At 56.6% G+C, this 26,584-nt stretch carries 24 protein-coding genes; 12 read left to right on the top strand and 12 right to left on the bottom strand.

Annotated elements, in window-relative coordinates; translation table 11 throughout:
- The 4 genes from ppx to purM all read right to left on the bottom strand — a co-directional run bounded on the left by ppx (position 1) and on the right by purM (position 5,483).
- Entirely contained in the window at positions 1-1,539 is a 1,539-nt protein-coding gene (gene ppx / locus B498_RS09610; protein WP_008501646.1) for an exopolyphosphatase, read from the bottom strand.
- Between the two features lie 3 nt (positions 1,540-1,542).
- Positions 1,543-3,603, bottom strand: a complete 2,061-nt coding sequence (ppk1, locus tag B498_RS09615) for a polyphosphate kinase 1 (protein WP_008501645.1) — start codon at positions 3,601-3,603, stop codon at positions 1,543-1,545.
- 204 nt (positions 3,604-3,807) lie between these two features.
- Positions 3,808-4,449 (bottom strand): phosphoribosylglycinamide formyltransferase, encoded by a 642-nt coding sequence (gene purN, locus B498_RS09620; protein ID WP_008501644.1) that lies wholly within the window; start codon positions 4,447-4,449, stop codon positions 3,808-3,810.
- The gene (gene purM / locus B498_RS09625) at positions 4,446-5,483 is read right to left on the bottom strand and encodes a phosphoribosylformylglycinamidine cyclo-ligase (RefSeq protein ID WP_008501643.1); all 1,038 of its coding nucleotides are present in this window, start codon (positions 5,481-5,483) and stop codon (positions 4,446-4,448) included. The genes purN and purM overlap by 4 nt, the downstream gene beginning before the upstream one ends.
- Positions 5,484-5,749: 266 nt before the next feature.
- Here purM and B498_RS09630 point away from each other — a divergent pair, with 266 nt between their 5' ends.
- From B498_RS09630 to B498_RS09645, 4 genes are all read left to right on the top strand, one after another.
- The gene (locus tag B498_RS09630) at positions 5,750-7,180 is read left to right on the top strand and encodes a 6-phospho-beta-glucosidase (protein ID WP_008501642.1); all 1,431 of its coding nucleotides are present in this window, start codon (positions 5,750-5,752) and stop codon (positions 7,178-7,180) included.
- A 224-nt stretch (positions 7,181-7,404) separates the two neighbouring features.
- A complete protein-coding gene (upp, locus tag B498_RS09635) occupies positions 7,405-8,031 on the top strand; it encodes a uracil phosphoribosyltransferase (protein ID WP_008501641.1) in 627 nt (208 codons plus the stop codon).
- 86 nt (positions 8,032-8,117) lie between these two features.
- Complete coding sequence (gene uraA, locus B498_RS09640) at positions 8,118-9,407, top strand: uracil permease (protein ID WP_008501640.1); 1,290 nt, start codon at positions 8,118-8,120, stop codon at positions 9,405-9,407.
- 95 nt (positions 9,408-9,502) lie between these two features.
- On the top strand, positions 9,503-10,204 hold the full coding sequence (locus B498_RS09645) for a DnaA inactivator Hda (RefSeq protein ID WP_213014348.1): 702 nt from the start codon (positions 9,503-9,505) through the stop codon (positions 10,202-10,204).
- A 95-nt stretch (positions 10,205-10,299) separates the two neighbouring features.
- Here B498_RS09645 and arsC read toward each other — a convergent pair whose 3' ends face one another.
- On the bottom strand, positions 10,300-10,656 hold the full coding sequence (arsC, locus tag B498_RS09650; RefSeq protein WP_008501638.1) for an arsenate reductase (glutaredoxin): 357 nt from the start codon (positions 10,654-10,656) through the stop codon (positions 10,300-10,302).
- A gap of 18 nt (positions 10,657-10,674) precedes the next feature.
- On the bottom strand, positions 10,675-12,138 hold the full coding sequence (gene bepA / locus B498_RS09655; RefSeq protein WP_008501637.1) for a beta-barrel assembly-enhancing protease: 1,464 nt from the start codon (positions 12,136-12,138) through the stop codon (positions 10,675-10,677).
- Between the two features lie 221 nt (positions 12,139-12,359).
- On the opposite strand from bepA, the gene B498_RS09660 reads away from it, so the two are divergent.
- A complete protein-coding gene (locus B498_RS09660) occupies positions 12,360-13,424 on the top strand; it encodes an AI-2E family transporter (RefSeq protein WP_008501636.1) in 1,065 nt (354 codons plus the stop codon).
- A gap of 83 nt (positions 13,425-13,507) precedes the next feature.
- On the opposite strand, the gene bcp is transcribed toward B498_RS09660, so the two are convergent.
- Together bcp and B498_RS09670 are read right to left on the bottom strand one after the other, a co-directional pair.
- A complete protein-coding gene (bcp, locus tag B498_RS09665; RefSeq protein ID WP_008501635.1) occupies positions 13,508-13,978 on the bottom strand; it encodes a thioredoxin-dependent thiol peroxidase in 471 nt (156 codons plus the stop codon).
- A complete protein-coding gene (locus tag B498_RS09670; protein WP_008501634.1) occupies positions 13,978-14,547 on the bottom strand; it encodes a glycine cleavage system transcriptional repressor in 570 nt (189 codons plus the stop codon). Before B498_RS09670 ends, bcp begins: the two co-directional genes overlap by 1 nt.
- A 145-nt stretch (positions 14,548-14,692) precedes the next feature.
- Here B498_RS09670 and dapA point away from each other — a divergent pair, with 145 nt between their 5' ends.
- The 6 genes from dapA (at position 14,693) to ypfH (ending at position 21,150) form a co-directional block, all read left to right on the top strand.
- A complete protein-coding gene (dapA, locus tag B498_RS09675) occupies positions 14,693-15,571 on the top strand; it encodes a 4-hydroxy-tetrahydrodipicolinate synthase (RefSeq protein ID WP_008501633.1) in 879 nt (292 codons plus the stop codon).
- Positions 15,572-15,587: 16 nt separating this feature from the next.
- Positions 15,588-16,622: an outer membrane protein assembly factor BamC gene (gene bamC / locus B498_RS09680; protein ID WP_008501632.1), complete on the top strand. Its 1,035-nt coding sequence runs from the start codon at positions 15,588-15,590 to the stop codon at positions 16,620-16,622.
- Between the two features lie 109 nt (positions 16,623-16,731).
- Positions 16,732-17,445: a phosphoribosylaminoimidazolesuccinocarboxamide synthase gene (gene purC / locus B498_RS09685; protein WP_008501631.1), complete on the top strand. Its 714-nt coding sequence runs from the start codon at positions 16,732-16,734 to the stop codon at positions 17,443-17,445.
- A 120-nt stretch (positions 17,446-17,565) separates the two neighbouring features.
- Positions 17,566-18,435 (top strand): neutral zinc metallopeptidase, encoded by an 870-nt coding sequence (locus B498_RS09690; protein ID WP_008501630.1) that lies wholly within the window; start codon positions 17,566-17,568, stop codon positions 18,433-18,435.
- Entirely contained in the window at positions 18,435-20,381 is a 1,947-nt protein-coding gene (locus B498_RS09695) for a tRNA(Met) cytidine acetyltransferase TmcA (protein ID WP_008501629.1), read from the top strand. The genes B498_RS09690 and B498_RS09695 overlap by 1 nt, the downstream gene beginning before the upstream one ends.
- Positions 20,382-20,454: 73 nt before the next feature.
- Positions 20,455-21,150 (top strand): esterase, encoded by a 696-nt coding sequence (ypfH, locus tag B498_RS09700; protein WP_008501628.1) that lies wholly within the window; start codon positions 20,455-20,457, stop codon positions 21,148-21,150.
- Positions 21,151-21,188: 38 nt separating this feature from the next.
- Here ypfH and B498_RS09705 read toward each other — a convergent pair whose 3' ends face one another.
- Genes B498_RS09705 through B498_RS09715 form a run of 3 tightly spaced genes read right to left on the bottom strand, consistent with a single transcriptional unit; the run spans position 21,189 to position 22,899 of the window.
- Entirely contained in the window at positions 21,189-21,386 is a 198-nt protein-coding gene (locus tag B498_RS09705; protein ID WP_008501627.1) for a YpfN family protein, read from the bottom strand.
- 24 nt (positions 21,387-21,410) lie between these two features.
- On the bottom strand, positions 21,411-22,538 hold the full coding sequence (gene dapE / locus B498_RS09710) for a succinyl-diaminopimelate desuccinylase (protein WP_008501626.1): 1,128 nt from the start codon (positions 22,536-22,538) through the stop codon (positions 21,411-21,413).
- 10 nt (positions 22,539-22,548) lie between these two features.
- Positions 22,549-22,899, bottom strand: coding sequence for an ArsC family reductase (locus tag B498_RS09715; protein WP_008501625.1), 351 nt, complete (start codon positions 22,897-22,899; stop codon positions 22,549-22,551).
- A gap of 387 nt (positions 22,900-23,286) precedes the next feature.
- Between B498_RS09715 and ypfM the strand changes: the two genes are divergently transcribed.
- Positions 23,287-23,346 carry a protein YpfM gene (gene ypfM / locus B498_RS23150; protein WP_015572204.1) on the top strand — a complete coding sequence of 20 codons (60 nt, stop codon included), beginning with the start codon at positions 23,287-23,289 and terminating at the stop codon, positions 23,344-23,346.
- A gap of 109 nt (positions 23,347-23,455) precedes the next feature.
- Here the strand turns inward: ypfM and acrD are convergent, their stop codons facing one another.
- Positions 23,456-26,569, bottom strand: coding sequence for a multidrug efflux RND transporter permease AcrD (acrD, locus tag B498_RS09720; protein WP_008501624.1), 3,114 nt, complete (start codon positions 26,567-26,569; stop codon positions 23,456-23,458).
- Positions 26,570-26,584 lie beyond the last annotated feature (15 nt).

Genomic DNA, 26,584 nt, shown 5'->3' with positions numbered 1-26,584 from the left:
TTACGCGGCGACGTCGGCGCTCTCTTCCTCGATTTTGAGCAGCCAGCCGGTGACCGCTTCCCAGTACTGCTGCTCCTTTTCCAGGTCCAGCAGGACCAGCGCGTTCTGGCTGAACCAGTCGTGCGGGAAGCTCAACGTCCAGTGATGGTCGTCGGTTTTCAGCTTCAGCGTGGGCGGCGTGGTGGTCGCCTGACGCTGGTTATTGAGCAGCACGCCCAGACGCAGCAGCTGAATGAGCGGCAGGAACTGCTTTTTCTTAAACAGCGTGAAGCGCGGCAGGTCGTCGAGCTTGATGGCTTTGCGGTGATAGCGCACCAGGGTCGCCATCATGGTTTGCTGCTCCTGGTTGAAGCCTGGCAGATCGCTGTTTTGCAAAATATAGGCCGAATGGCGGTGCATCCCGCTATGGTTGATGTTCAGCCCCACCTCGTGCAGCATCGCGGCCCATTTCAGCAGCGCGGCAAGCTGCGGGTGCGCCAGCTTCGGATTCTGCTCTTCCCACTGTTCATACATCTGCACCGTGGTGTCCAGCACGCGCTTCGCCTGCTCGCGGTCGATGTTGTACTGGTTGGCCAGGCTTTGCGCGGTGCGGCTGCGAATATCCTGATGGCGGAAGCGGCCTTCCATTTCGTACAGCACGCCTTCGCGCAGCGCGCCGTCGGACAGGCGCAGCTCTTTAATGGCCAGCGCATCAAACACGCCGCAGAGAATGGCCAGCCCCGGCACGAAGACCGCCTTACGCTCGTCGGAAAGCCCCGGCAGGCTTAAGGCGTCAAAACTTTTATGCTTCAGCACTTCGTCGGTCAGCAGCGTCAGGCGTTCGGGCGTGATGAACCCATCTTTTTCACCCATTGCCAGCAGCACTTCATGCGCTGCCTTGATGGTGCCCGACGCGCCCAGCGCCACGTTCCAGCCCTGAATGCGGTACTGCCAGGCCAGGTTTTCCAGCTTCTGGACAGCCGCCATACGTGCACGCTGGAAGTTCTCGCGGGTGATGGTGCCGCCCGGGAAATACATCTGCGCGAAGCTGACGCAGCCCATACGGCGGCTTTCCACCAGGCGAGGCTCAAAGTCTTCGCCGATCACAAGCTCCGTAGAACCGCCGCCGATGTCGATCACCAGCTTGCGCCCTTTTTCCGGCTGGGTGTGCTCGACGCCCATGAAAATCAGACGCGCTTCCTCGTTACCGGAGATGATCTCAATCGGGTAGGGGATCACCTTTTCGGCCCGCTTGAGAAACTCTGGCGCATTCAGCGCCTGGCGCAGGGTGTGGGTGCCCACGATGCATACGCTGGAGGGCGAGAAGCCCTGAAGGCGTTCAGCAAACAGCGACAGGCAGTTTAACCCGCGCTCCATCGCCTCTTCGCTGAGCATGCTGCGTTCATCAAGGCCATCCGCCAGGTGTACGCGCTGCTTCAGACGACCGATGATCTGCAGCGCGCCATCCACCTCACGGGCGATGACCATGTGGAAACTGTTAGAGCCAAGATCGACCGCGGCGAATTCCTGCGGGCGTGGGGTCTTATCATTTATCGGCATAGGTTAATCGGGTTGCTCGAGTGATTTGATATAGTCGTAAATCGCCAGTTGCGACCGCACTTTACGGCGGTTGCCGCGCGGTACATAGCGGTTACTGAGTTCTTTGTCGATATAGCGCGCCTTCACCGTATCGCTGAACAGGATCTCGATAATGTCGAGAATACGCTGTTTCAGACGTGGATCCAGCAGCGGGGTTGCGACTTCAATTCGGTAGTCAATATTGCGCGTCATCCAGTCTGCCGAAGAGAGATAGACCTGTTTGTCGCCTGCATTATCGAAAATATAGACCCGATCGTGTTCCAGGTAACGGTCAACAATGCTGATCACCCGAATATTGTCGCTGATGCCTTCCAGTTCCGGGATCAGCGAGCACATGCCGCGGATCAGCAGGTTAACCGGTACGCCAGAGCTGGACGCGGCGTACAGCCTGTCCACCAGTCCTTTGTCGACCAGATTGTTAAGCTTCAGGGTGATGCCGGACGACAGCCCTTTCTGGGCATTGGCAATCTCTTTATCAATCATATCGTACAGCAGACGGCGCGAGTTCTGCGGCGAGACCAGCAGATAGTCGAAGCTGACAGGGCGGTACGGGTTCTCAATGAAGTTAAAGACCCGGCGTACCTCGTTGGTGATGCGCGCATCGGCGGTCAGCAGCGAGTAGTCGGTATAAATCCGCGCCGTTTTCTCGTTAAAGTTCCCGGTACCGATGTGGGCATAGCGCACCACGTCGTCGCCCTCTTTACGGGAGATCAGGAACAGCTTGGCGTGAATTTTCAGACCCGGCGCGGAGAAGATCACGTGCACGCCCGCTTCCGTCAGACGGCGCGCCCAGTGAATGTTCGCCTCTTCGTCGAAGCGCGCCTGCAGCTCAACCACCACGGTCACTTTTTTGCCGTTGTGCGCGGCGTGGATCATCGCATCGATGATGCGGGAATCTTTTGCCACGCGGTAGATGTTGATTTTGATCGCCAGCACGCTCGGGTCGAACGAGGCCTGTCGCAGCAGCTCCAGCACGTGTTCAAACGTGTGATACGGATAGTAGAGCAGAACATCGCGCTCGCGAATGGCGTCGAACCCGTTGCGGAATTTATCAAACCACAGATGGCGCAGGCGCGGCAGCGGCTTGTTCACCAGATTGGCCTTGCCGACGTTCGGGAAGCCAATGAAGTCTTTAAAGTTGTGGTAACGGCCGCCCGGCACGATGGAGTCATAGCGCGAAATGGTCAGCTTCTCGCGCAGCATTTCTACCATGGCGTCCGGCATATCGCGCTGATAAACAAAGCGCACCGGCTCAGCCGTCAGGCGTTGTTTCAGGCTGGAGGACATCAGCTCCATCAGGCTGGCCTCCATCTCGTGCACCAGGTCATATTCGGCGTCACGGGTCATCTTCATCGAGTAGGCGTTTAACGCATCGTAATCGAAGAAGCCTTTGAAAATGTCGTCGAGACAGTAGCGCAGGATGTTATCCAGCAGGATCATCGGCTTACGTCTGCGCGGGGTTTCCGGCGGCAGGTTCACGAAGCGCGGGACCTTGTCGGACGGGATCTCCAGCAGCGCGTAGCGAATGGATTCACCGCGAATAATTTCTACGGCCAGATAGGTGTAGTCATCTTTCAGGAACTGCACCAGGTCGGTTTCGCGGTTGATGAGAATCGGGGTAATGTGCTGGCGCAGGTACTGTTTAAAATAGTGGCGCAGCCAGTTTTGTTGGTTAACGGAAAGCTGACGTTCGTTAATCAGGAAGATTTGATTGCGCGCCATCTCCAGCAGCAGTTCGTTATACAGGCCGTCAAATTCCTGATCGGCTTTCAACACGCGGGACTGGATTTTGCCCAGCAGATGCCGCGAGTGAGAGTTTAAGCCCTGTTCTTCACTGATGATGATCCGTCTTTTCAGCTCGGCAAAGCGAACCTTGTAGAACTCATCCAGGTTGTTGGAATAGATGCCCAAAAAACGCATGCGTTCGATCAGCGGGTTACTTTTGTCAGCCGCTTCCTGGAGTACACGTTCGTTAAATGCTAACCAGCTTAGCTCTTTCTCGATATATAACTTTTCCTGACCCATTACAGCTCACACTCCAGTTCAATCACAGGACGTGGTAAATCCGTCTCGTCCTTATTATGGCGAGCATTTCCACGATATGTCCAACAGTGCCAGAAAAGTATGACAGTTATTTTTTTTGTTGGGGAATTTAGAAGGTTGGAGAAGGGAATATCGGGTAATGCAAGGTAGATGTCGGGTAAGCGCGGCGCCACCCGACATAACAAACTACTCTTCCGCCGCATGGCCCTGCGGGGGTAACTTCACGCCATCCAGCCAGGCAGCGCCGTCGCGCATTTCGAGGCGCCCGTCGACAAACCAGCTTACCACCAGCGGGTAAATGGCGTGTTCCTGGGTCTGCACGCGTTCGGTCACGTCTTCTTCGCTGTCGCCGTCAAAGACCGGGACTTTGGCCTGCAGGATCACCGGACCGCCGTCCAGCTCGTCGGTCACGAAATGCACGGAGGTGCCGTGCTCCTCATCGCCGTTTTCCAGAACCTGACGATGGGTGTGCAGGCCGGGATATTTCGGCAGAAGAGAAGGGTGAATATTCAGCAGACGTCCGGCGTAGTGTGCGACAAAAGCCGGGCTCAGAATGCGCATATAGCCCGCCAGCACCACCACGTCCGGTGCGTAGGCATCAATCTCCTGAACCAGCTCGCGGTCAAAGGCTTCACGCCCGGCGAACTGGCTGGCTTCCAGCGCGTGCGCGGGAATGTTCGCTTCCCGCGCGCGCTCAAGGCCGAACGCGTCGGCCTTGTTGCTGAATACTGCCCGAATGGTGCCGTTGATTTTCTTCTGTTTGCAGGCTTCAATGATGGCCTGCAAATTGCTTCCGTTGCCGGAAATGAGCACCACGATGTTTTTCATTCAATGACCACACGCTGTTCGGAATCGGAGGCTTTAATCGTACCGATTTTCCACGCGTTTTCACCTTTTTCGGTCAGCAGTTTAACCGCTTTATCCGCTTCGCTTGCTGGCAGGGCGATAACCATGCCCACGCCGCAGTTAAAGGTGCGGTACATTTCGTGAGAGCTCACGTTGCCTGCGGTCTGCAGCCAGTTAAAGACCGCTGGCCACTGCCATGAGGATTCGTCGATTACGGCCTGGGTGTTGTCCGGCAGCACGCGCGGGATGTTTTCCCAGAAGCCGCCGCCGGTCAGGTGGGCGATAGCGTGCACGTCAACGTTCTCAATCAGTTCCAGCACGTTTTTCACGTAGATGCGGGTCGGTGCCAGCAGATGGTCTGCCAGCGGTTTACCGTCAAGCTCGGTGGTCAGCGGGTCGCAGCCGCTCACTTCGAGGATTTTACGCACCAGGGAGTAGCCGTTGGAGTGTGGGCCGCTGGAAGCCAGCGCGATCAGCACATCGCCATCCGCCACTTTGCTGCCGTCGATAATTTCTGATTTTTCTACTACGCCGACGCAGAAGCCCGCGACGTCATAATCTTCGCCGTGATACATACCCGGCATTTCAGCGGTTTCGCCGCCGACCAGCGCACAGCCGGACTGCAGACAGCCTTCGGCGATACCGTTAATGACGCTGGCCGCGGTATCCACGTCCAGTTTGCCGGTCGCGTAGTAATCGAGGAAGAACAGCGGCTCTGCGCCCTGAACCACCAGGTCATTCACACACATCGCGACCAGATCGATACCGATCGTGTCGTGACGTTTTAAATCCATCGCCAGGCGCAGCTTGGTGCCTACACCGTCAGTACCCGAGACCAGAACAGGTTCACGATATTTTTGCGGCAGCGCGCACAGTGCGCCGAATCCACCCAGACCACCCATCACTTCCGGGCGGCGGGTTTTTTTCACCACACCTTTGATTCGGTCAACCAGCGCATTACCTGCGTCAATATCAACACCGGCATCTTTGTAGCTGAGAGAAGTTTTGTTGGTCACGGCTCAAGTCCCCACGCGATTGCATAGCTAGTAAGAAAAATCGGCGCAATTCTAACAGTCCAGGCAAACGTTTGCGAGCCTATTCTCGGTGCGGGGATCTTTTTTTCTCTCTGGCTTAGGCAGGGCGACAAACTTGACTCTGTTCACGAAAATGAAACCGGTTTCGGCGTTCTGCTTGCAACGGCTATCCCCTTTGCACATCATCGAACTGAAACCGGTTTCTGTAATTGTTTTTGCAGAAAATAACGCAGAATGAGGGAAAGCAAATGTCAGGATTTAAAGCAGATTTTCTGTGGGGGGGTGCCGTTGCGGCGCATCAGCTTGAGGGCGGCTGGAAAGAGGGCGGCAAGGGCGTTAGCGTTGCCGATGTGATGACGGCGGGCGCGCACGGCGTACCGCGCGAAATCACCAACGGCGTGCTTGAGGGGAAAAATTACCCTAACCATGAAGCCATCGATTTCTACCACCGCTATAAAGAAGACATCAAACTCTTTGCTGAGATGGGGTTCAAATGCTTCCGTACCTCCATCGCCTGGACGCGTATCTTCCCGAAAGGGGACGAGCTTGAGCCGAACGAGGCCGGTCTGAAATTCTATGACGATCTGTTCGACGAGTGCCTGAAGTACGGCATCGAACCGGTGATTACGCTTTCCCACTTTGAGATGCCTTTTCACCTGGTCACGGAATACGGCGGCTGGCGCAACCGTAAGCTGATCGACTTCTTTGTGCGTTTTGCGAAAGTGGTTTTCCAGCGCTATCAGCATAAAGTGAAGTACTGGATGACCTTTAACGAGATCAACAACCAGGCCAACTTCCATGAAGATTTTGCGCCGTTTACCAACTCCGGGCTGAAGTACGCGCCGGGTGAAGATCGTGAGCCGGTGATGTTCCAGGCCGCGCACTATGAACTGGTGGCCAGCGCCCTGGCGGTGAAGGCGGGGCGCGAGATTAACCCGTCCCTGCAGATCGGCTGCATGATTGCCATGTGCCCCATCTACCCGCTGACCTGCGCGCCGGACGACATGATGATGGCGATGAACGCCATGCACCGCCGCTACTGGTTCACCGACGTCCATGTGCGCGGCAAGTATCCGCAGCATCTGCTCAACTACTTTGAACGTCGCGGCTTCGCGCTGGATATCACCGAAGAAGATAAAGTCGCGCTGACGCAGGGCTGCGTGGATTACATCGGGTTTAGCTATTATATGTCCTTCGCCACCAAGGCGACGGCGGACAACCCGCAGCTGGACTATGACGAGAGCAAGAGCCTGGTCTCTAACCCGTACGTGCAGAAATCTGACTGGGGCTGGCAGATTGACCCGGTGGGGCTGCGCTACTCCCTCAACTGGTTCTGGGATCACTACCAGCTGCCGCTGTTTATCGTTGAAAACGGCTTTGGCGCAATCGACGTGCAGGAGAGCGACGGCACGGTGAACGACCAGTACCGTATTGATTACCTCGCCGCCCACATCCGCGAGATGAAAAAAGCGGTGGTGGAAGATGGCGTAGACCTGATGGGCTATACCCCGTGGGGCTGTATCGACCTCGTATCTGCCGGTACCGGTGAAATGAAAAAACGCTACGGCTTTATCTTTGTCGATAAAGATAACGAAGGGAACGGCACGCTGAACCGCAGTAAGAAAAAGTCGTTCGACTGGTATAAGCAGGTGATTGCGAGCAACGGCGAGCAGCTATAATTGCCCGGTGGCGCTGCGCTTACCGGGCCTACGGGACGTGTAGGCCGGGTAAGCGTTAGCGCCACCCGGCAGAACCCGCACCCAAGCCGGAGTCTCGCCTCCGGTTTTTTTGTCTCTAAATCACTTTGCTTGATATACGTCAAGCAAGATGGGTATGGCCTAATCCGAAAAAAGCGGTATAATCCCGCGATTTTTTTGCGGATGCCATTCAGAGGAGAAAGAGAATGAAGATTGTGGAAGTGAAACACCCACTCGTTAAACACAAGTTGGGCCTGATGCGTGAGCATGACATCAGCACGAAGCGTTTTCGCGAACTGGCCTCTGAAGTCGGCAGCCTGCTGACTTACGAAGCGACCTCCGATCTGGAGACAGAAAAAGTCACCATCGAAGGCTGGAACGGCCCGGTGCAGGTTGAGCAGATCAAAGGTAAGAAAATTACCGTTGTGCCAATCCTGCGTGCCGGTCTCGGCATGATGGAAGGCGTGCTGGAGCATGTGCCAAGCGCGCGCATCAGCGTGGTGGGGATCTACCGTAACGAAGAAACCCTCGAGCCGGTTCCTTACTTCCAGAAGCTGGTGTCCAACATCGACGAGCGTATGGCGCTGGTGGTTGACCCGATGCTGGCAACCGGCGGTTCAATGATTGCCACTATCGACCTGCTGAAAAAAGCGGGCTGCAGCAGCATTAAAGTGCTGGTGCTGGTTGCGGCACCGGAAGGGATCGCGGCACTGGAAAAAGCGCACCCGGACGTTGAGCTGTATACCGCCTCTATCGACCAGGGCCTGAACGAGCACGGGTACATCATCCCGGGGCTCGGCGATGCCGGCGATAAGATCTTTGGTACGAAATAATCGAATAACGATAAATAAGCCGACTTTGATAGTCGGCTTTTTTTTGAATAAAACACCAACAACGATACTACTCAGAGGAAAACACTATGACGCGCCGTGCTATCGGGGTGAGTGAAAGACCGCCGCTTTTACAGACTATCCCGCTTAGTTTGCAGCACCTGTTCGCCATGTTTGGCGCAACCGTGCTGGTGCCAATCCTGTTCCACATTAACCCTGCAACCGTGCTGCTGTTCAACGGCATTGGTACGCTGCTGTACCTCTTTATCTGTAAAGGCAAAATCCCGGCGTATCTCGGGTCGAGCTTCGCCTTTATCTCTCCGGTGTTATTGTTGCTGCCGCTGGGTTATGAGGTCGCGCTGGGCGGCTTTATCATGTGTGGCGTGCTGTTCTGCCTGGTCTCCTTCATCGTGAAGAAAGCCGGTACCGGCTGGCTGGACGTGATGTTCCCCCCTGCGGCGATGGGCGCCATCGTGGCCGTCATCGGTCTTGAGCTGGCGGGCGTGGCGGCGAACATGGCCGGCCTGCTGCCAGCAGACGGTCAGTCGCCGGATTCCAAAACCATTATCATCTCGCTGGTGACCCTGGGCGTAACGGTCTTTGGTTCCGTGCTGTTCCGCGGCTTTATGGCGATTATCCCGATCCTGATCGGCGTGCTGGCGGGCTATGCGCTCTCCTTTATGATGGGCGTGGTGGATACCACCCCGATCGCGCAGGCGCACTGGTTCGCGCTGCCTACCTTCTATACGCCGCGCTTCGAATGGTTTGCGATTTTCACCATTCTGCCTGCGGCGCTGGTGGTGATTGCAGAGCACGTCGGCCACCTGGTGGTGACGGCAAACATTGTCAAACGTGACCTGATCCGCGACCCGGGCCTGCACCGTTCCATGTTTGCGAACGGTTTCTCCACCATCATTTCCGGTTTCTTTGGATCTACGCCAAACACCACCTACGGTGAAAATATTGGCGTGATGGCGATTACCCGCGTCTATAGTACCTGGGTTATCGGCGGCGCGGCGATCATCGCCATTCTGCTCTCCTGCGTCGGCAAGCTGGCGGCAGCGATTCAGATCATCCCGGTGCCGGTGATGGGCGGCGTGTCTCTGCTGCTGTACGGGGTCATCGGTGCCTCCGGTATTCGCGTGCTGATTGAATCCAAAGTGGATTACAGCAAAGCGCAGAACCTGATCCTGACGTCGGTGATCCTGATTATCGGCGTGAGCGGCGCGAAGGTGCACATCGGGGCGGCCGAGCTGAAAGGCATGGCGCTGGCGACCATCGTCGGCGTGGGCCTGAGCCTCATTTTCAAGCTGATCTCCGTGATCCGCCCGGAAGAGTTGGTGCTGGATGCTGACGAAAGCGAAAAAGCGTCACAGTGATCCTTTAACCGGGCGGACGATCCGCCCGGTTCTCTCCTTGCAGGTTCCGTGTTAAACTCCATGCCGATTTTATGTCAGATCTGGTTGAGGTACTTCTGAACGGACCGGCACAGCTCTCTCTGCCACTCTATCTCCCTGACGACGAAACGTTTGCAAGTTTCTGGCCGGGTGATAACCCCTCTTTACTGGCTGCACTGCAAAACGTGCTGCGTCAGGAACACAGCGGATACATCTATATCTGGTCACGCGAAGGTGCGGGGCGCAGCCATCTGCTGCATGCCGCCTGTGCGGAGCTTTCTGCGCGCGGTGATGCGGTAGGCTACGTGCCGCTGGATAAACGAACCTGGTTTGTCCCTGACGTGCTGGAGGGGATGGAACATCTCTCCCTGGTCTGCATCGATAACATCGAATGCGTGGCGGGGGATGAGCCGTGGGAAATGGCGATCTTTAACCTCTACAACCGCATTCTGGAATCGGGCAAAACCCGGCTGCTGATCACCGGCGATCGCCCACCTCGACAGCTGAATCTGGGCCTGCCGGATCTGGCGTCTCGCCTGGACTGGGGACAAATCTACAAGCTCCAGCCGCTGTCGGATGAAGATAAGCTTCAGGCGCTACAGCTGCGTGCAAAGCAGCGTGGGTTTGAGCTGCCGGAAGACGTGGGCCGTTTCCTGCTGAAGCGGCTGGACCGCGAAATGCGCACGCTGTTCGACACGCTGGATCAGCTCGATCGCGCCTCGATTACCGCCCAGCGCAAGCTGACCATTCCGTTTGTGAAAGATATTCTGAAGCTATAGTTGTGCCGGAGTTGTGCCGGGTGCCGGCTGCGCCTTACCCGGCCTACATATGGCACCCGTAGGCCTGGTAAGCGCAGCGCCACCGGGCGAAACCATCAGAGGATCTCGAGCACGTCTTCCGGCGGGCGTCCAATGCGCGCCTGGCCGTTCGCCACCACAATCGGGCGCTCAATCAGCTTTGGATTTTCAACCATCGCCTGTATCAGTCGATCCTCGGAGAGACGGTCGTCATTCAGGTTAAGCGACGTATACAGATCTTCTTTCTTGCGCATCAGATCCCGTGCACTGCCCATGCCCAGCATATGCAGCAGCTGGCGGAGGGTTTGCGCGTCCGGTGGGGTGTCGAGGTACAGCACCACCTCCGGCTCCACGCCGTTAGACTTCAGCAGGCTCAGGGTATCGCGGCTCTTGGAGCAGCGCGGGTTGTGATAAATTTTTACGGCGTCTGTCATGACGTGAATTCTCCTTGATTACATCTTCTCGTACGGCTTGAAGCGCTGCTGCAGGCCGCGAAGCTGATCGATACGCGCGTCGTATCGGGCCTGCTGGAGGCTGCCGAGTTTGACCTGCGAGCTGGCGCTGCTGAGCGCGGAAATGGCCTGATCGAGGCGGCCCACCAGGGCAAAGCCTTCGGCACGCGCCGCGAGCTCCTGGTCGCGGTTGCCAAGCTGGGCTTCCGCCTGAGCGAGCAGATCCCAGCCGTTTTGATCGTCTTTATTGTTAAAGGTGTAACGGTTCAGGATGGTCGCCGCTTCACCCGGCTGGCCGCCCTGCAGGTAAGCGTTCGCCAGGTTAAGCTGCAGCACCGGGTTGGTGCGGACGTCTTTCGCCCCTTTCAGGCGGTTAATCGCATCGGCAGGCTTCTTCTGCCCCAGATCGATATCCGTCGACAGATCGAGGTACCACGGGTTGTTCGGGTCGGCAGCCAGAAGCGGTTGCAGCGCTTTACGCGCCTCGTCGTATTTGCTGGCTTCCATCGCCTGGAGCGCCTGACCATACTGCGCGGCGTTTTTCTCACGCACGTTGCCTTTCGCCAGGGCATCCAGCAGGTCGCTGGTGAGCTGGTTACGCCCGGAATTGTACATCCCCAGCGTTCTCACTTTCGCCATGTAGAAATCCTGCGAAGACTGGACCACGACCGGGCGCATCTGGTTGGCACGGTTACGCGCGTCCGACAGACGGCTTTCAGGCAGCGGGTGCGTGAGCAAAATTTCCGGTGGGCGGGAAGAATAACGCGCCTGATCGAGCAGTTTTTCGAGGAAGCTCGGCATGGCCTGCGGGTCAAAGCCTGAGCGCTGTAACACCTGAATGCCGATACGGTCCGCTTCCTGCTCGTTTTGTTGGGTAAAGCTGATCATCCCCTGGCGCGTCCCGGCCAGCGTACCGGTCAGCGCCGCCATCCCGGCCTGCGGGCTGGCCATCGCCAGCAGAATGGAACCCAGTGCGCCCACCCAGGTGAGGGGAGCGTTACGTTTCTGGTCTTCCATCGCACGCGCCAGGTGCCGCTGGGTGACGTGCGAAATTTCGTGCGCCATGACCGAGGCCAGCTGGCTTTCGTTGTCCGAATAACGGAATAACGCTGAATGCAGCACCACGTTACCGCCAAAGAAGGCGAAGGCGTTGATTTCGTCATTATTGATTAAATAGAAATGGAAGGGGGTTTTTACCGAGTCGGCGTGCGCCACCAGACGCATTCCCAGCCCGTTTATGTACTGTACCAGCAAAGGGTCGTTAATCAGCGGGGCGCTGCCGCGCAGCTGGCGGACATAGTAGTCGCCCATTTGCATCTCTTGCCCAATAGAGAGCGTGCTTCCTGCCGTGGTGCCCATGTCCGGCAATGTATCGGACGAGTCAGCAAAAGCGGGCAACACCTGACCGACCGTCAACGCGGCAATCAGTGTTGCAACCAGTGTTTTTCTCAACTGCCTGAACATAACCACTGTCCTGTATGTTAGATGTGCTAGTTTGACCGATGAACCGGCATATCGTTCATCTCTGCTGCCCTGGGAGTGTAGCCGTGTTGTAGCATGAAGAAAATCCCATTCATCAGGCTTTTGCGGATTGCGATCGAGATACAAAAAGCGAAAGTCTTTTTTGTGACAGTTAGATACAATTCACCGTCTCACTCCCGCCATTCGATTCAGGGAAGGGTTGTATGCTCGAAATGTTAATGCAGTGGTACCGGCGTCGGTTCAGCGACCCGGAAGCCATTGCTTTGTTGGTTATTCTGGTCGCCGGGTTCGGTATCCTGTTCTTCTTCAGCGGTCTGCTCGCCCCTCTGCTGGTAGCGATTGTGCTGGCGTACCTGCTGGAGTGGCCAACGGCGCGCCTGGAGAATATTGGGTGTTCCCGCCGCTGGGCGACCAGCATCGTGCTGGTGCTGTTTGTCGGCATTCTCCTGTTGATGGCCTTTGTGGTGATGCCGGTTGCCTGGCAACAGGGAATTAACCTGATCCGCGATATGCCCGGCATGCTGAATAAGCTTTCTGATTTCGCCGCCACGCTGCCGCGCCGTTATCCTGCGCTGATGGATGCCGGGATTATCGACGCGATGGCCGAAAACATGCGCGCCCGCATCATGACGATGGGCGATTCGGTGGTGAAGTACTCTCTGGCGTCCCTGGTCGGACTGCTGACGCTGGCGGTCTACCTCGTGCTGGTGCCGCTGATGGTCTTCTTCCTGGTGAAAGATAAAGACCAGATGCTCAACGCCGTACGCCGTATTCTGCCGCGCAACCGCGGGCTGGCGGGGCAGGTCTGGGAAGAGATGAACCAGCAGATCACCAACTACATTCGCGGCAAGGTGCTGGAGATGATTGTGGTGGGGGTCGCCACCTGGATTGGCTTCCTGATTTTCGGCCTGAACTACTCGCTGCTGCTGGCCGTGCTGGTCGGATTTTCGGTTTTGATCCCCTACATCGGCGCGTTTGTGGTGACCATTCCGGTGGTTGGCGTGGCGTTGTTCCAGTTTGGGCTGGGTACCGAGTTCTGGAGCTGCTTCGCGGTGTATCTGATTATTCAGGGGCTGGACGGTAACCTGCTTGTACCGGTGCTGTTCTCCGAAGCGGTGAACCTGCATCCGCTGGTGATTATCTTATCGGTGGTGATTTTCGGCGGGCTGTGGGGATTCTGGGGCGTGTTCTTTGCCATTCCGCTGGCGACGCTGATTAAAGCGGTCGTCCACGCGTGGCCGGATGTGCCAGCGGTAGAAGAGCAGTAAGTTTTGCCGGGTGGCGCTGCGCTTACCCGGCCTATTTATCCTTGTAGGTCGGGTAAGGCGAAGCCGCCACCCGACACTCACTTTCAGGCACTTTCTTTCAGCCAGTTCAACACCACGTCGTGGTGGTTGCTGGTTTTGAAGTCGTCAAACACGTGTTCAACTTTACCGTCGGCGTCAATCAGGAAGCTGATGCGGTGAATACCGTCGTAGGTTTTACCCATAAACGTCTTCTCGCCCCAGACGCCGAACTGCTCGCATACCTGATGATCTTCGTCAGAAAGCAGCGTGAAGTTCAGCAGCTCTTTTTCAGCAAATCGTGACAGCTTTTCTGGTTTATCGGTGCTGATACCCAGCACTTCCACGCCGACTTTTTTCAACTCATCCATGTTATCGCGTAAGCCGCAGGCCTGTACGGTGCAGCCGGGGGTCATGGCTTTCGGGTAGAAATAGACCAGAACACGCTGTCCCTGGAAGTCGGTCAAATTTACTTGCTCGCCGTCTTGATCCGGTAAGCTAAATTTCGGTGCGATGTCACCGGCTTTCAGTGGATTCATTACTCAACTCCATCCTGTTCGTGCTGCGAATAATTTACGACGCTTATACTGCCCTGCGCGTTTAATTCTGTACAGAGGGCTTTGAACGCTTGCTCGATATTTGACGCATCCTGTGACGCAGGACTGTGCGCGGTAATTTGAATAAAGAGCGTGGGAACCGTGCTTGCGTCGCCCGGCTGTGTGCGGGAAACGAGCTCGGCGATGTTCATCTGATGGCTGTCAAACAGCGCGGTGAAGCGCTCTATCAGATGTGGAGAATCAGGCACTTCAACCTGCACCCAGACGGTAGCGGGCATGGCCGGACGCGGTCTCGCGGTGGTGCGCTTCATGACGATCAGCAAATCCAGCTCGGCACCTTTCAGCGGCAGGGTCGATTCAATCAACGTGATGGCGTTCCATGTCCCTGAAAGCAACATAATGAATGTGAACTCTTCGCCGAGCATGGCCAAACGGCTGTCTTCAATATTACAGCCGCAACTGCTTACGTGGCGGGTGATGGTGTTCACGATACCCGGCCTGTCGGCACCCAGCGCAGTGATAACCAGGTAATGTTGTGATGAGGTTGTCAAACCTGTTCTTCCTTTGCATGGTTAAGTCTTCCTAAGGAAAGCATAAAAAAAACATGCATACAACCGCCTGAGGGCCTCAGGTCGCTTGCTTTTATTACAGTTCCAAACGTACCATTGAGACTCTTGTTCGCACAGAGGATGGCTCATGTTCACGGGAAGTATTGTCGCGCTTGTAACACCGATGGATGAAAAAGGTAACGTCTGCCGGTCTAGCATGAAGAAGCTGATTGATTACCATGTCGCCAATGGAACCTCGGCGATCGTTTCGGTAGGGACTACCGGTGAATCTGCAACGCTGAGCCACGACGAGCACGGCGATGTGGTTATGCTGACCCTGGAACTGGCTGACGGACGTATTCCGGTCATCGCGGGCACAGGCGCGAATGCCACCGCAGAAGCGATCAGCCTGACTAAACGTTTTAACGACAGCGGCATTGTCGGCTGTCTGACGGTGACCCCTTACTATAACCGTCCTACTCAGGAAGGTTTGTTCCAGCACTTCAAAGCCATCGCTGAACATACTGACTTGCCACAAATTCTGTATAATGTGCCGTCCCGTACCGGTTGCGATATGCTGCCGGAAACCGTTGGTCGTCTCTCGGAAGTCAAAAATATTATCGGTATTAAAGAGGCGACAGGGAACTTAAGCCGCGTTCATCAGATCAAAGAGCTGGTTTCAGACGACTTTATCCTGTTGAGCGGTGATGATGCGACCGCGCTGGACTTTATGCAGCTCGGTGGCCATGGCGTGATCTCCGTAACGGCAAACGTTGCGGCGCGCGATATGGCTGAAATGTGCAAACTGGCCGCGGCCGGTCACTTTGATGAAGCGCGTGTCATAAATCAGCGTCTGATGCCGCTGCACAATAAATTATTTGTCGAACCCAATCCGATCCCAGTGAAATGGGCATGTAAGGAGTTGGGGCTTGTAGCAACCGACACGCTGCGTCTGCCAATGACACCGATTACCGACCACGGTCGTGATATCGTCAGGGCAGCGCTGAAGCATGCCGGTTTGCTGTAAAGTTTAGGGAGATTTGATGGCTTATTCAGTACAGAAGTCGCGCCTGGCGAAGGTTGCGAGTGTTTCGCTTGTTATGCTGCTCGCTGCCTGTAGTTCAGACTCGCGCTACAAGCGCCAGGTGAGCGGTGATGAATCCTATCTGGATGCGACCCCGCTTGCTGAACTTCACGCACCGGCTGGTATGATCCTGCCGATTCAGAACGGCGATTATAATATTCCCGTGACCAACGGCAGCGGCCTGGTCGGTAAAGCGCTTGATATTCGTCCGCCAGCACAACCTCTGGCGCTGGTGAGCGGGGCGCGTACCCAGTTCACCGGTGATACGGCGTCTCTAATGGTTGAGAGCGCGCGCGGTAGCACCCTGTGGCCGCAGGTTGTCAGCGTCATTCAGGCGAAGAACTACACCATCGATAAACGCGATGATGCCAGCCAGACGTTAACCACCGACTGGATCGAATGGAACCGTCTAGATGAAGACCAGCAGTACCGCGGTCGTTATCAAGTCTCCGTTAAACCGCAGGGTTATCAGCAGGCGGTTAACGTTAAGCTGTTGAACCTGGAGCAGGCGGGTAAACCGGTTGCGGATGCCGCATCCCTGCAGCGTTACAGCACCGAAATGCTGAACGTGATTGCCGCAGGCCTGGATAAAAACGCGACCGATGCTGCCAACGCCGCGCAGAGCCGCAACGGTGTGACCTTCGATGTCCAGAGCGGCGCGGATGATACCGGCCTGCCAATGCTGGTGGTGCGTGCACCGTTTAACCAGACCTGGCAGCGTCTGCCAGCGACGCTGGAAAAAGTGGGCATGAAAGTGACCGACAGCACCCGCTCAACCGGCAGCATGACGGCAACCTATAAGCCGCTCTCCGACAGCGCGTGGCAGGAACTGGGCGCGAAAGATCCTCAGCTTGCCTCCGGCGACTACAAGATTCAGGTCGGTGACCTTGATAACCGCAGTAGCCTGCAGTTTATCGATCCAAAAGGTCACACGCTGACCCAGTCGCAGAACGATGCGCTGGTCGCTGTCTTCCAGGCAGCATTCAGCAAATAAATACGAGGGCTGGTGAATCCAGCCCTTTTTATTTTCGTGCTACGCAAACGTGTGCGTGGCATAATATCCCCAGTTTTGAACACAAATCATCACACCAGGAGTAATGAAGATGCAGAAGCAAGCTGAGTTGTATCGTGGCAAAGCGAAGACCGTATACAGCACGGAAAACCCGGATCTGTTGGTGCTCGAGTTCCGCAATGATACGTCAGCAGGGGATGGCGCGCGCATTGAGCAGTTCGATCGTAAAGGTATGGTGAACAACAAGTTCAACCACTTCATTATGACCAAACTGGCCGAAGCGGGTATCCCGACTCAGATGGAAGCGTTGCTGTCCGATACGGAATGTCTGGTGAAAAAACTGGATATGGTTCCGGTTGAGTGCGTTATTCGTAACCGTGCGGCGGGCTCCCTGGTGAAGCGTCTGGGCATTGAAGAAGGTATCGAACTGAATCCACCGCTGTTCGATCTGTTCCTGAAAAACGATGCCATGCACGACCCGATGGTCAATGATTCCTACTGCGAAACCTTCGGCTGGGTGAACAAAGAGAACCTGGCGCGCATGAAAGAGCTGACCTACAAAGCCAACGACGTGCTGAAAAAATTGTTTGATGACGCGGGCCTGATCCTCGTCGACTTTAAGCTGGAGTTTGGTCTGTTCAAAGGCGAAGTGGTGCTGGGCGATGAGTTCTCACCGGACGGTAGCCGCCTGTGGGACAAAGAAACCCTGGATAAAATGGACAAAGACCGTTTCCGTCAGAGCCTGGGTGGCCTGATTGAAGCGTACGAAGCGGTTGCTCACCGTTTAGGCGTTAAGCTCGACTAACTCCCTCACTTGCCAAAGGATGTTCGCATCCTTTGGCGTCTTACCTTTGTTTCCTATGGTAATCTTGCCGTTAACCGCCTACGATCATAGCTATTATAAATGGAATAGTTCGAGGTGGTTATGCGCTGGCAAGGGCGTCGTGAAAGTGACAATGTAGAAGACAGACGCAGTGATGGCGGCGGCGGTCCTTCCATGGGCGGACCGGGCTTCCGGTTACCCAGCGGCAAGGGCGGTATCATTCTGCTGATAGTGGTGCTGGTCGCGGGCTATTACGGCGTCGATCTCACCGGGTTAATGACCGGTCAGCCGCTGCAACAGCAGCAGCATTCTCAGCGCTCCATCAGCCCGAATGAAGATGAAGCGGCCAAATTTACCTCCGTGATCCTCGCCACAACGGAAGACACATGGGGTCAGCTGTTTGAGAAGATGGGGCGTACCTACCAGCAGCCGAAACTGGTGATGTACCGGGGCGCAACCCGCACCGGATGCGGCACCGGACAGTCCGTGATGGGGCCGTTCTACTGCCCGGCGGACGGCACCGTCTATATCGATCTCTCTTTTTACGATGACATGAAACGCAAGCTTGGCGCTGACGGTGATTTTGCCCAGGGTTACGTTATCGCGCATGAAGTCGGCCATCACGTGCAAAAGCTGCTGGGAATTGAGCCAAAAGTGCGCCAGCTGCAGCAAAATGCTTCGCAGGCTGACGTGAACCGCCTGTCCGTTAAAATGGAGCTGCAGGCGGACTGCTTCGCGGGCGTCTGGGGCCACAGCATGCAGCAGCAGGGCGTGCTGGAATCCGGCGATCTTGAAGAGGCGCTGAATGCCGCTCAGGCGATCGGTGACGACCGTCTTCAGCAGCAGAGCCAGGGGCGCGTCGTGCCGGACAGCTTCACTCACGGTACCTCGCAGCAGCGCTACAGCTGGTTTAAACGCGGTTTCGACAGCGGCGACCCGGCGCAGTGTAATACCTTCGGTAAAGCGATGTAATGCTGGCGTTTGAACAGCTGATACGCGAGCTTGAGCGCACCGGCCATCGTCGGCTGGTGGTGCTCAGCGGTGAGCCGCAGTGGACGTTATGTCAGGCGGCTCACCTGCGTAATACCCTGCCGGGAGACTGGCTGTGGCTGGATGACAATCCCTCTAAAACCCTCAGCGGACTGCTGGGACGCGAATACCTTCACGCCGTTTTTGACGCGCGCGCCGGGTTTGACGTCTCAGCCTTCGCCGCGCTCAGCGGGACGCTGCGCGCCGGAAGCCTCCTGGTGCTGCTGGTTCCTCCGCTTGCTGACTGGGCCGACAGGCCAGACAGCGATTCTTTGCGCTGGAGCGACAGCGCGGAGCCGATCGCCACTCCACACTTTGTGTACCACTTCTGCCGGACGCTTGCCGCCGATTCGGATGCGATTGTCTGGCAACAGCATCGTCCTTTGTCCGTTCCCGTTGCGCCGGATTTACCCGCCTGGCAGCCTGCCAGCGGCGCACCGCAGCGCGAGCAGGCGGAGATCCTCGACGCGCTTCTGACCATGCCTGCGGGCATCGCTGCCGTAACGGCACCGCGCGGGCGAGGAAAGTCAGCGCTGGCGGGGATGCTGCTCAATAGCATTCAGGGGAGTGCGGTGGTCACGGCACCGGCTAAAGGGGCAACGGATGTCATTGCGCGCTTTGCGGGCGAGCATTTCCACTTTATGGCCCCGGATGCGCTGCTGGCCTCCACGCTGCAGGCCGACTGGCTGATTGTCGATGAAGCGGCTGCCATCCCGGGCCCGCTGCTGGAGAAGCTGGTGACGCGCTTTTCGCGCGTATTATTAACCACCACGGTGCAGGGTTATGAAGGGACGGGCAGGGGGTTCCTGCTGAAGTTTTGCGCCCGTTTCAGCGGACTGCGGCATTATGCCTTATCGACCCCTATTCGCTGGGCCGCCGGATGTCCGCTTGAGCGGTTCGTGGCAAATGCTCTGTTATTTGATGATGCGCTTATCGATCGCAAACCGGAAGGTGAGGTTCGTATAACGCCGCTGGCGCCGCGGATGTGGGAGAGCGACCCGGCACGCGCGGCAAGCGTATATGAACTGCTGTGTGCTGCTCATTACCGCACGTCACCGCTCGATTTACGCCGGATGATGGACGCGCCCGGCCAGCACTTTGCTGTTGCAGAGACGGGGGCTGATATTGCAGGCGCGCTCTGGCTGGTGGAAGAGGGTGGGTTGTCACCGGAGCTTAGCCGCGCCGTGTGGGCGGGATACCGGCGTCCACGCGGGAATCTCGTGGCGCAGTCGCTGGCGGCGCACGGCGGCTCTCCGCTCGCGGCGACGCTGAAAGGGCGACGGGTTAGCCGCATTGCGGTTCACCCCCTGCGCCAGCGGGAAGGCATCGGGCAACGGCTTATCCGTAGCGCCAGCGGGGAAGATTATCTGTCGGTGAGTTTTGGTTATACCGACGAGCTGTGGCGTTTCTGGCAGCGGTGCGGGTTTGTGCTGGTGCGGATGGGGAGCCATCGGGAAGCCAGCAGCGGCTGCTACACGGCGATGGCGCTGCTGCCGCTGAGCGAGGCCGGGCGTCGGCTGTGCGCGCAGGAACATCACCGTTTATGCCGGGATATGCGCGTCCTGTCGGCCTGGAACGGTGAAAAGATCCCGGTGGACGACGGCTGGGAAGCTACCCTTAATAGTGATGACTGGCGGGAGCTGGCGGGGTTTGCTTTTGCCCATCGCGCGTTTTCAACCTCGGTTGCTGCGCTGACGCGGTTGTTGCTCACCGTTGATATGCCGCTTCCGGCCCTGCGGGGGAAACTAGCAGGGAAAACGGATGAGCTCGGGCGAAAAGCGTTGCTGGCAAAGCTGCGCTCTGAAACCGCGCAAGCGCTTGAAAGCCTTGATTATCCCCGCTGCCAGCAGTTGAAGGAAGCCATTTTGCAATGGCAATTTTTTCAATGACTTCTTCAGTAAAGTGGCATGGTCATTCCCGCCGGGAGGCGTAGAATCCAGGTCATCTATTAAGGAGACCACCATGAAACATGACCATTTTGTTGTTCAAAGCCCTGACAAACCGGCTAAACAGTTACTGCTTCTGTTTCATGGGGTTGGCGATAATGCCGTCAATATGGGGCAGATTGGCAGCTGGTTTGCGCCCGTTTTCCCGGAAGCGCTGATTGTCAGCATCGGCGGCGTAGAGCCATGCGGCCCGAACGGGCGCCAGTGGTTCTCGGTTCAGGGCGTGACGGAAGAGAACCGTCAGGCGCGTATCGACGCCATCATGCCGGCCTTTATCGACGTCATCCGTTACTGGCAGCAGCAGAGCGGCGTAGGAGCCGAAGCGACCGCGCTGATTGGCTTCTCGCAGGGGTCAATCATGTCGCTGGAAAGCGTAAAGGCTCATCCGGGTCTGGTGTCACGGGTGATTGCGTTTAACGGCCGTTTTGCGACGTTACCGACAAGCGCAACCACGCAAACCACGATCCACTTAATCCACGGCGGTGAAGACCGGGTGATTGAGCTCTCGCATGCGGTTGCTGCCCAGGAAGCGCTGATTCGTGAGGGTGGGGATGTGACGCTGGATATCGTTGACGATCTGGGCCACGCCATTGACGACCGCAGCATGCAGTTTGCGCTTGACCATCTGCGCTATACCGTACCGAAGCACTACTTTGATGAAGCGCTCAGCGGCGGTAAGCCGGATAACGATGATATTGTTGAGTTTATGTGAGGTTATCCCCTCTCCACAGGAGAGGGGATACAGACCGGTTACTTCTTTTGGTCTTTCTTCGGCCAGTCGTCGTCATCGTCCCACTTGTCGTTGAAATCACGGTGCGGGGGAAGATCCGGCTTGTTGGCGAGAAATTTTTTATGGTCCACGCGCTTAAGGTCTTTAATCACGTTAAGCAGTACGCCGACCAGAAAAACCAACACCAGAACCCACCAGTACTTTGAAAGCCAATCCATTCGCTATTCCTCTCAGAGCGTTCGTCAGGCGACGATTTGCTCCATAATACGTTGATACATACGGGCCAGCAGTTGTAAATCTGCCGCATTGACACACTCATTGATTTTATGAATGGTTGCGTTCACTGGCCCCAGTTCGACAACCTGAGCACCCATGCGGGCGATAAAGCGTCCGTCTGAGGTGCCACCCGTTGTCAGCAGCTGTGGCTTAATTTCATTATAGTGCTCGATGGCGTTCACCACCGCATCCACCAGTTTGCCGCGCTGCGTCAGGAACGGCTGGCCGGAAAGCCACCACTCCACGGTGTAGCGCAGCTGATATTTTTCCAGCAGGGCGATAACGCGCGCCTTGATCATCTCATCGGTCAGTTCCGTGCTGAAGCGGAAGTTGAACTGGACGACGTAATCCCCCGGGATCACGTTATTGCTGCCGGTCCCGGCCTTGACGTTCGCAATCTGCATGCTGGTCGGCGGGAAGAACTCGTTGCCCTTATCCCACTCAATCGCCACCAGTTCGCTCAGCATTGGCGCGGCGCGGTGGACCGGGTTATCGGCCAGATGCGGATAAGCGACGTGGCCCTGCACACCGTGAATGGTCAGGTTACAGGTCAGCGAGCCACGGCGTCCGTTTTTGACGACGTCACCCACCACTTCGGTGCTGGACGGCTCACCGACCAGGCAGTAGTCGAGACGCTCGTTGCGTGCCATCAGCGCTTCGACGACCTTCACGGTGCCGTTGTGCGCGCTGGCTTCTTCGTCGGAGGTGATCAAAAACGCGAGACGGTTTTTGTGGTTCGGATGCTGCGCCACAAAGCGCTCTGCCGCCACGACCATCGCCGCCAGAGAACCTTTCATGTCTGCCGCGCCGCGGCCAAACAGCATGCCATCGCGAATGGTCGGCTCAAACGGCGGGTTAATCCAGCGATCCGCGTCACCGGCGGGAACGACGTCAGTATGCCCGGCGAAGGCCAGCGTTTCGCCCTGTCCGCGCCACGCCCAGAAGTTCTGGGTATCGCCAAAGTCCATGCGTTCAACGGTAAAACCGATGGCACGCAGGCGTTCAATCATAAGAGCCTGACAACCTGCGTCGTCCGGGCTAAGGGAAGGACGGCGAATAAGCTGCTGAGTCAGCTCAATGACCGGGCATGACATAAACTACACCTCAACGAAAAAAGTCGGAATAAAGGGTTTCACTGAAACCCAGCAGCATAGGCTGCCCTGGCGCGCAGAGCAATGGGCGTTTGATAATTGCCGGCATCTCGAGCATCAGTTTTGCCGCGCTGTCGGCATCGGTGATGCTGGCGCGCAGAGAGTCGTCCAGTTTACGCCAGGTGGTGCCGCGGGTGTTCAGCAGGGCTTCCCAACCCAGTTCGCGAATAGCGCTATGCAGAAATTCTGCATCGAGCCCGTCGGCACGGTAATCGTGGAAGCGGTACTCCACGCTGTTAGCGTCCAGCCAGCGGCGGGCTTTTTTGATGGTGTCGCAATTTTTAATGCCGTACATCACAACCATGGTGAATCCTTTTGATGTTCTGATAATTAAATGTTCAGTAAATTCGAAGATATATCCTTAAGTGGAATATAACACATTCAGGAATTGTCTGGATTAATACGTCTTCTTAATTCGACTCACAACTGTACGCTGAATATTCTTTCATCATTTAAGCATAGATGTCCATTAACTTTAAAAATCCAATAAACTCAGCCAATAAAATAAAACTCACCCGTTCGTAGGGTTATTTCAAAATATTGCTGGCCGTCACAAAAAATTGAGGGCTCTCCGTTCATATTTATCATAAATCCCCGCAGGACGTAGGGTACAATCACAGCAATTGGTTAAATAGTCTTCACAATGATGGTACGTTTTTGTAGAATGCGCATAATAATAAGAGAGGTTGTTATGATTGAACGTGAACTGGGGAACTGGAAAGATTTTATCGAAGGCATGCTTCGTAAATGACATTCAGTAAGAATTGCAAGAGCACTAAAATAAGTAAAATAACCATAGTGTGAATTAATCACACAGTAAAAAGGCGGCCGATAAAGCCGCCTTTTTTTATTTCAACCACTTACTCAGGACGTTCCTTTAGCGGGAAGCGGCGACGCACCAGCACAAAGAACAACGGAACGAAGTAAATGGCCAGGATGGTGGCCGAAATCATGCCGCCCATCACCCCCGTGCCGACGGCATGCTGGCTGCTGGAACCTGCACCGGTGCTGGTCGCCATCGGCAGTACACCAAAAATAAACGCCAGCGAGGTCATCAGGATCGGACGCAGGCGCTGACGGCAGGCGTGCAGCGTGGCGGCCATCAGCTCGTGGCCTTTGGCATTCATCTCGTTAGCAAACTCAACGATCAGAATGGCGTTTTTCGCCGACAGCCCAATGACGGTGAGCAGGCCCACCTGGAAGTAGACATCGTTCTCCAGGCCGCGCATCCACGTTGCGAGCAGCGCACCGATAACCCCAAGGGGCACGACCAGCATGACCGAGAACGGGACCGACCAGCTCTCATACAGGGCGGCAAGGCAGAGGAAGACCACCAGCAGCGAGAGCGCGTAAAGGGCGGGGGCCTGCGCCCCTGAGAGACGCTCCTGGTAAGACATGGCCGTCCACTCGAGACCAAAACCGGCGGGCAGCTGTTGCACCAGTTTTTCCATGGTGTCCATGGCGGTACCGGTGCTGACGCCCGGCGCGGCTTCCCCGACGATTTCAACCGCAGAGTAGCCGTTATAGCGTTCCAGGCGTGGCGATCCGCTCTCCCAGTGCGAACTGGCAAAGGCGGAGAACGGCACCATGCCGCCAGCATTATTTCTGACAAACCAGCGGTTAATATCATCCGGCAGCATGCGGAACGGCGCGGCGGACTGGACATACACTTTTTTCACGCGGCCGCGATCCATAAAGTCATTCACATAGCTCGACCCCCACGCCGTTTGCAGGGTGTCGTTGATATCGTTGATCGACACACCCAGCGCCTGCGCCTTACGCTGATCGATATCCACCTGAAGCTGCGGGCTGTCGTCGAGGCCGTTATGGCGAACGCGGGTCAGGCCGGGATCGTTGCCTGCCAGTGCTAACAGCTTATCGCGTGCCGCCATCAGCGCCGTGTGGCCCGCACCGGCGTGATCCTGCAGCTCCATATCAAACCCGGCTGAACTGCCCAGGCCGCTTATCGCCGGTGGGCTGCTGGCAAAGACGCGCGCTTCTTTGATGTGCGCAAAGGCTTTTGTCGCACGTTCAATGATGGCAAACGAGGTGCCCGTCCGGGTATCGCGTTCGTCCCAGTCCTTCAGGCGGACAAACATGCGGGCAACGTTCTGCCCGTTTCCGCCCGGGCCGGAACCGACGGTGGAGAAGACCGAGACAACGTTATCTTTCTCTTTGGTGAAGAAGTACTGCTCCACTTTCTGCACCACTTTAAGCGTCTGCTGCTGCGTTGCGCCGCTCGGAAGCTGCACCGAGGTGGTGAACATCCCCCGGTCTTCCATCGGCAGGAACGAGGTGGGCAGGTGCAGGAACAGCCACACCATCCCGCCCAGCAGCACAACGTAAATCATCATCCAGCGCAGGCTGCGGTGCAGTACGCGACCCACGGCAGATTCATAGCGCGCGGCGTTGCGGTTGAACATCCGGTTAAACCAGCCGAAGAACCCTTTCTGCCCGTGATGCTCCCCTTTGTGCAGCGGTTTCAGAATGGTGGCGCACAGCGCGGGGGTGAGGATCAGCGCGACCAGCACGGAGAGCACCATCGCCGAGACGATGGTGATCGAGAACTGGCGATAAATCGCCCCGGTGGTGCCGCCAAAGAAGGCCATTGGGATAAAGACGGCCGACAGCACCATCGCAATCCCGACCAGCGCCCCCTGAATTTGCCCCATGGACTTGCGCGTCGCCTGGCGCGGAGAGAGCCCTTCTTCGCTCATGATGCGCTCGACGTTTTCAACCACCACGATGGCATCATCCACCAGAAGGCCGATTGCCAGCACCATCGCAAACATCGTCAGGGTATTAATGCTGTACCCGAAGGCGTAAAGCACCGCAAAGGTCCCCAGCAACACCACGGGGACGGCAATGGTGGGGATCAGCGTCGCGCGGAAATTTTGCAGGAACAGGTACATGACCAGGAACACCAGCGCGATGGCTTCCAGCAGGGTTTTCACCACGTCCTCAATCGACGCTTTAACGAAGGAGGTGGTTTCATAGGCGACTTTGTACTCCAGCCCGTGCGGGAAATACTGCGACAGCTCGTCCAGACGGTCTAACACCAGTTTTGCCGTCGCCATTTCGTTCGCGCCGGAGGCCAGCTTAATCCCCAGACCGGAGGCCTGATTGCCGTTAAAGCGGCTCAGGTAGTCGTATTTCTCCGCCCCCATTTCCACCGTGGCGACATCGCCCAGACGCACTTCCGACCCGTCCTGATTCACGCGCAGGGTGATATTGCGGAACTGGTCCGGCGTCTGCAGCAGGGATTGCGAATTAATGGTGGCGTTCAGGGCTTGCTTATCAACGGAAGGCGTTCCCCCCAGTTGTCCCACGGCAATCTGGGCGTTCTGGGCTTTAATGGCATCCGTCACGTCGGTTGCCGTCATCTGGTAGCTGTTCAGCTTGTTGGGATCGAGCCAGATACGCATGGAGTACTGTGAGCCGTAGGCGTCGATATCCCCGACGCCGTTGATACGGCTGATGGGATCCTGAATATTACTGGCGACGTAGTCCGCGATGTCCTGTTTATCCATCGAGCCATCTGTCGAGACAAACGCGATGGTCAATATGTTGGTATCGCCGGTTTTACGCACGGTCACGCCCTGGTTTTGCACCGCCTGGGGCAGCTTGCGCATCGCCGACTGCAGCTGGTTTTGGACCTGCTGCACCGCTTCGTCCGGGTCGGTGCCCGCCTTAAAGCTCAGGGTCACCGTCGCCTGTCCCGTGGCGCTGCTTTGCGAGGACATGTACATCAGGTTATCCAGACCCGTCATGTTCTGCTCGATAACCTGCGTCACGGTATTTTCCAGCGTCTGTGCCGATGCGCCGGGGTAGTTTGCGGTGACGCGCACGTTCGGCGGTGCCAGGTCGGGGTATTGCTCAACGGGAAGTGACGTAATCGCCAGGACACCTGTTAGACACAACAGGATGGCAAGCACCCAGGCAAAAATGGGGCGATCGATGAAAAAATTCGCCATGAAAGTGTGACCTCG

Origin of the sequence: Enterobacter sp. SST3, assembly GCF_000286655.1 — a bacterium.
In the GTDB taxonomy this organism is placed as follows: Bacteria; Pseudomonadota; Gammaproteobacteria; order Enterobacterales; family Enterobacteriaceae; genus Enterobacter; species Enterobacter roggenkampii.
This window is presented reverse-complemented; position numbering and strand designations above follow the sequence as displayed.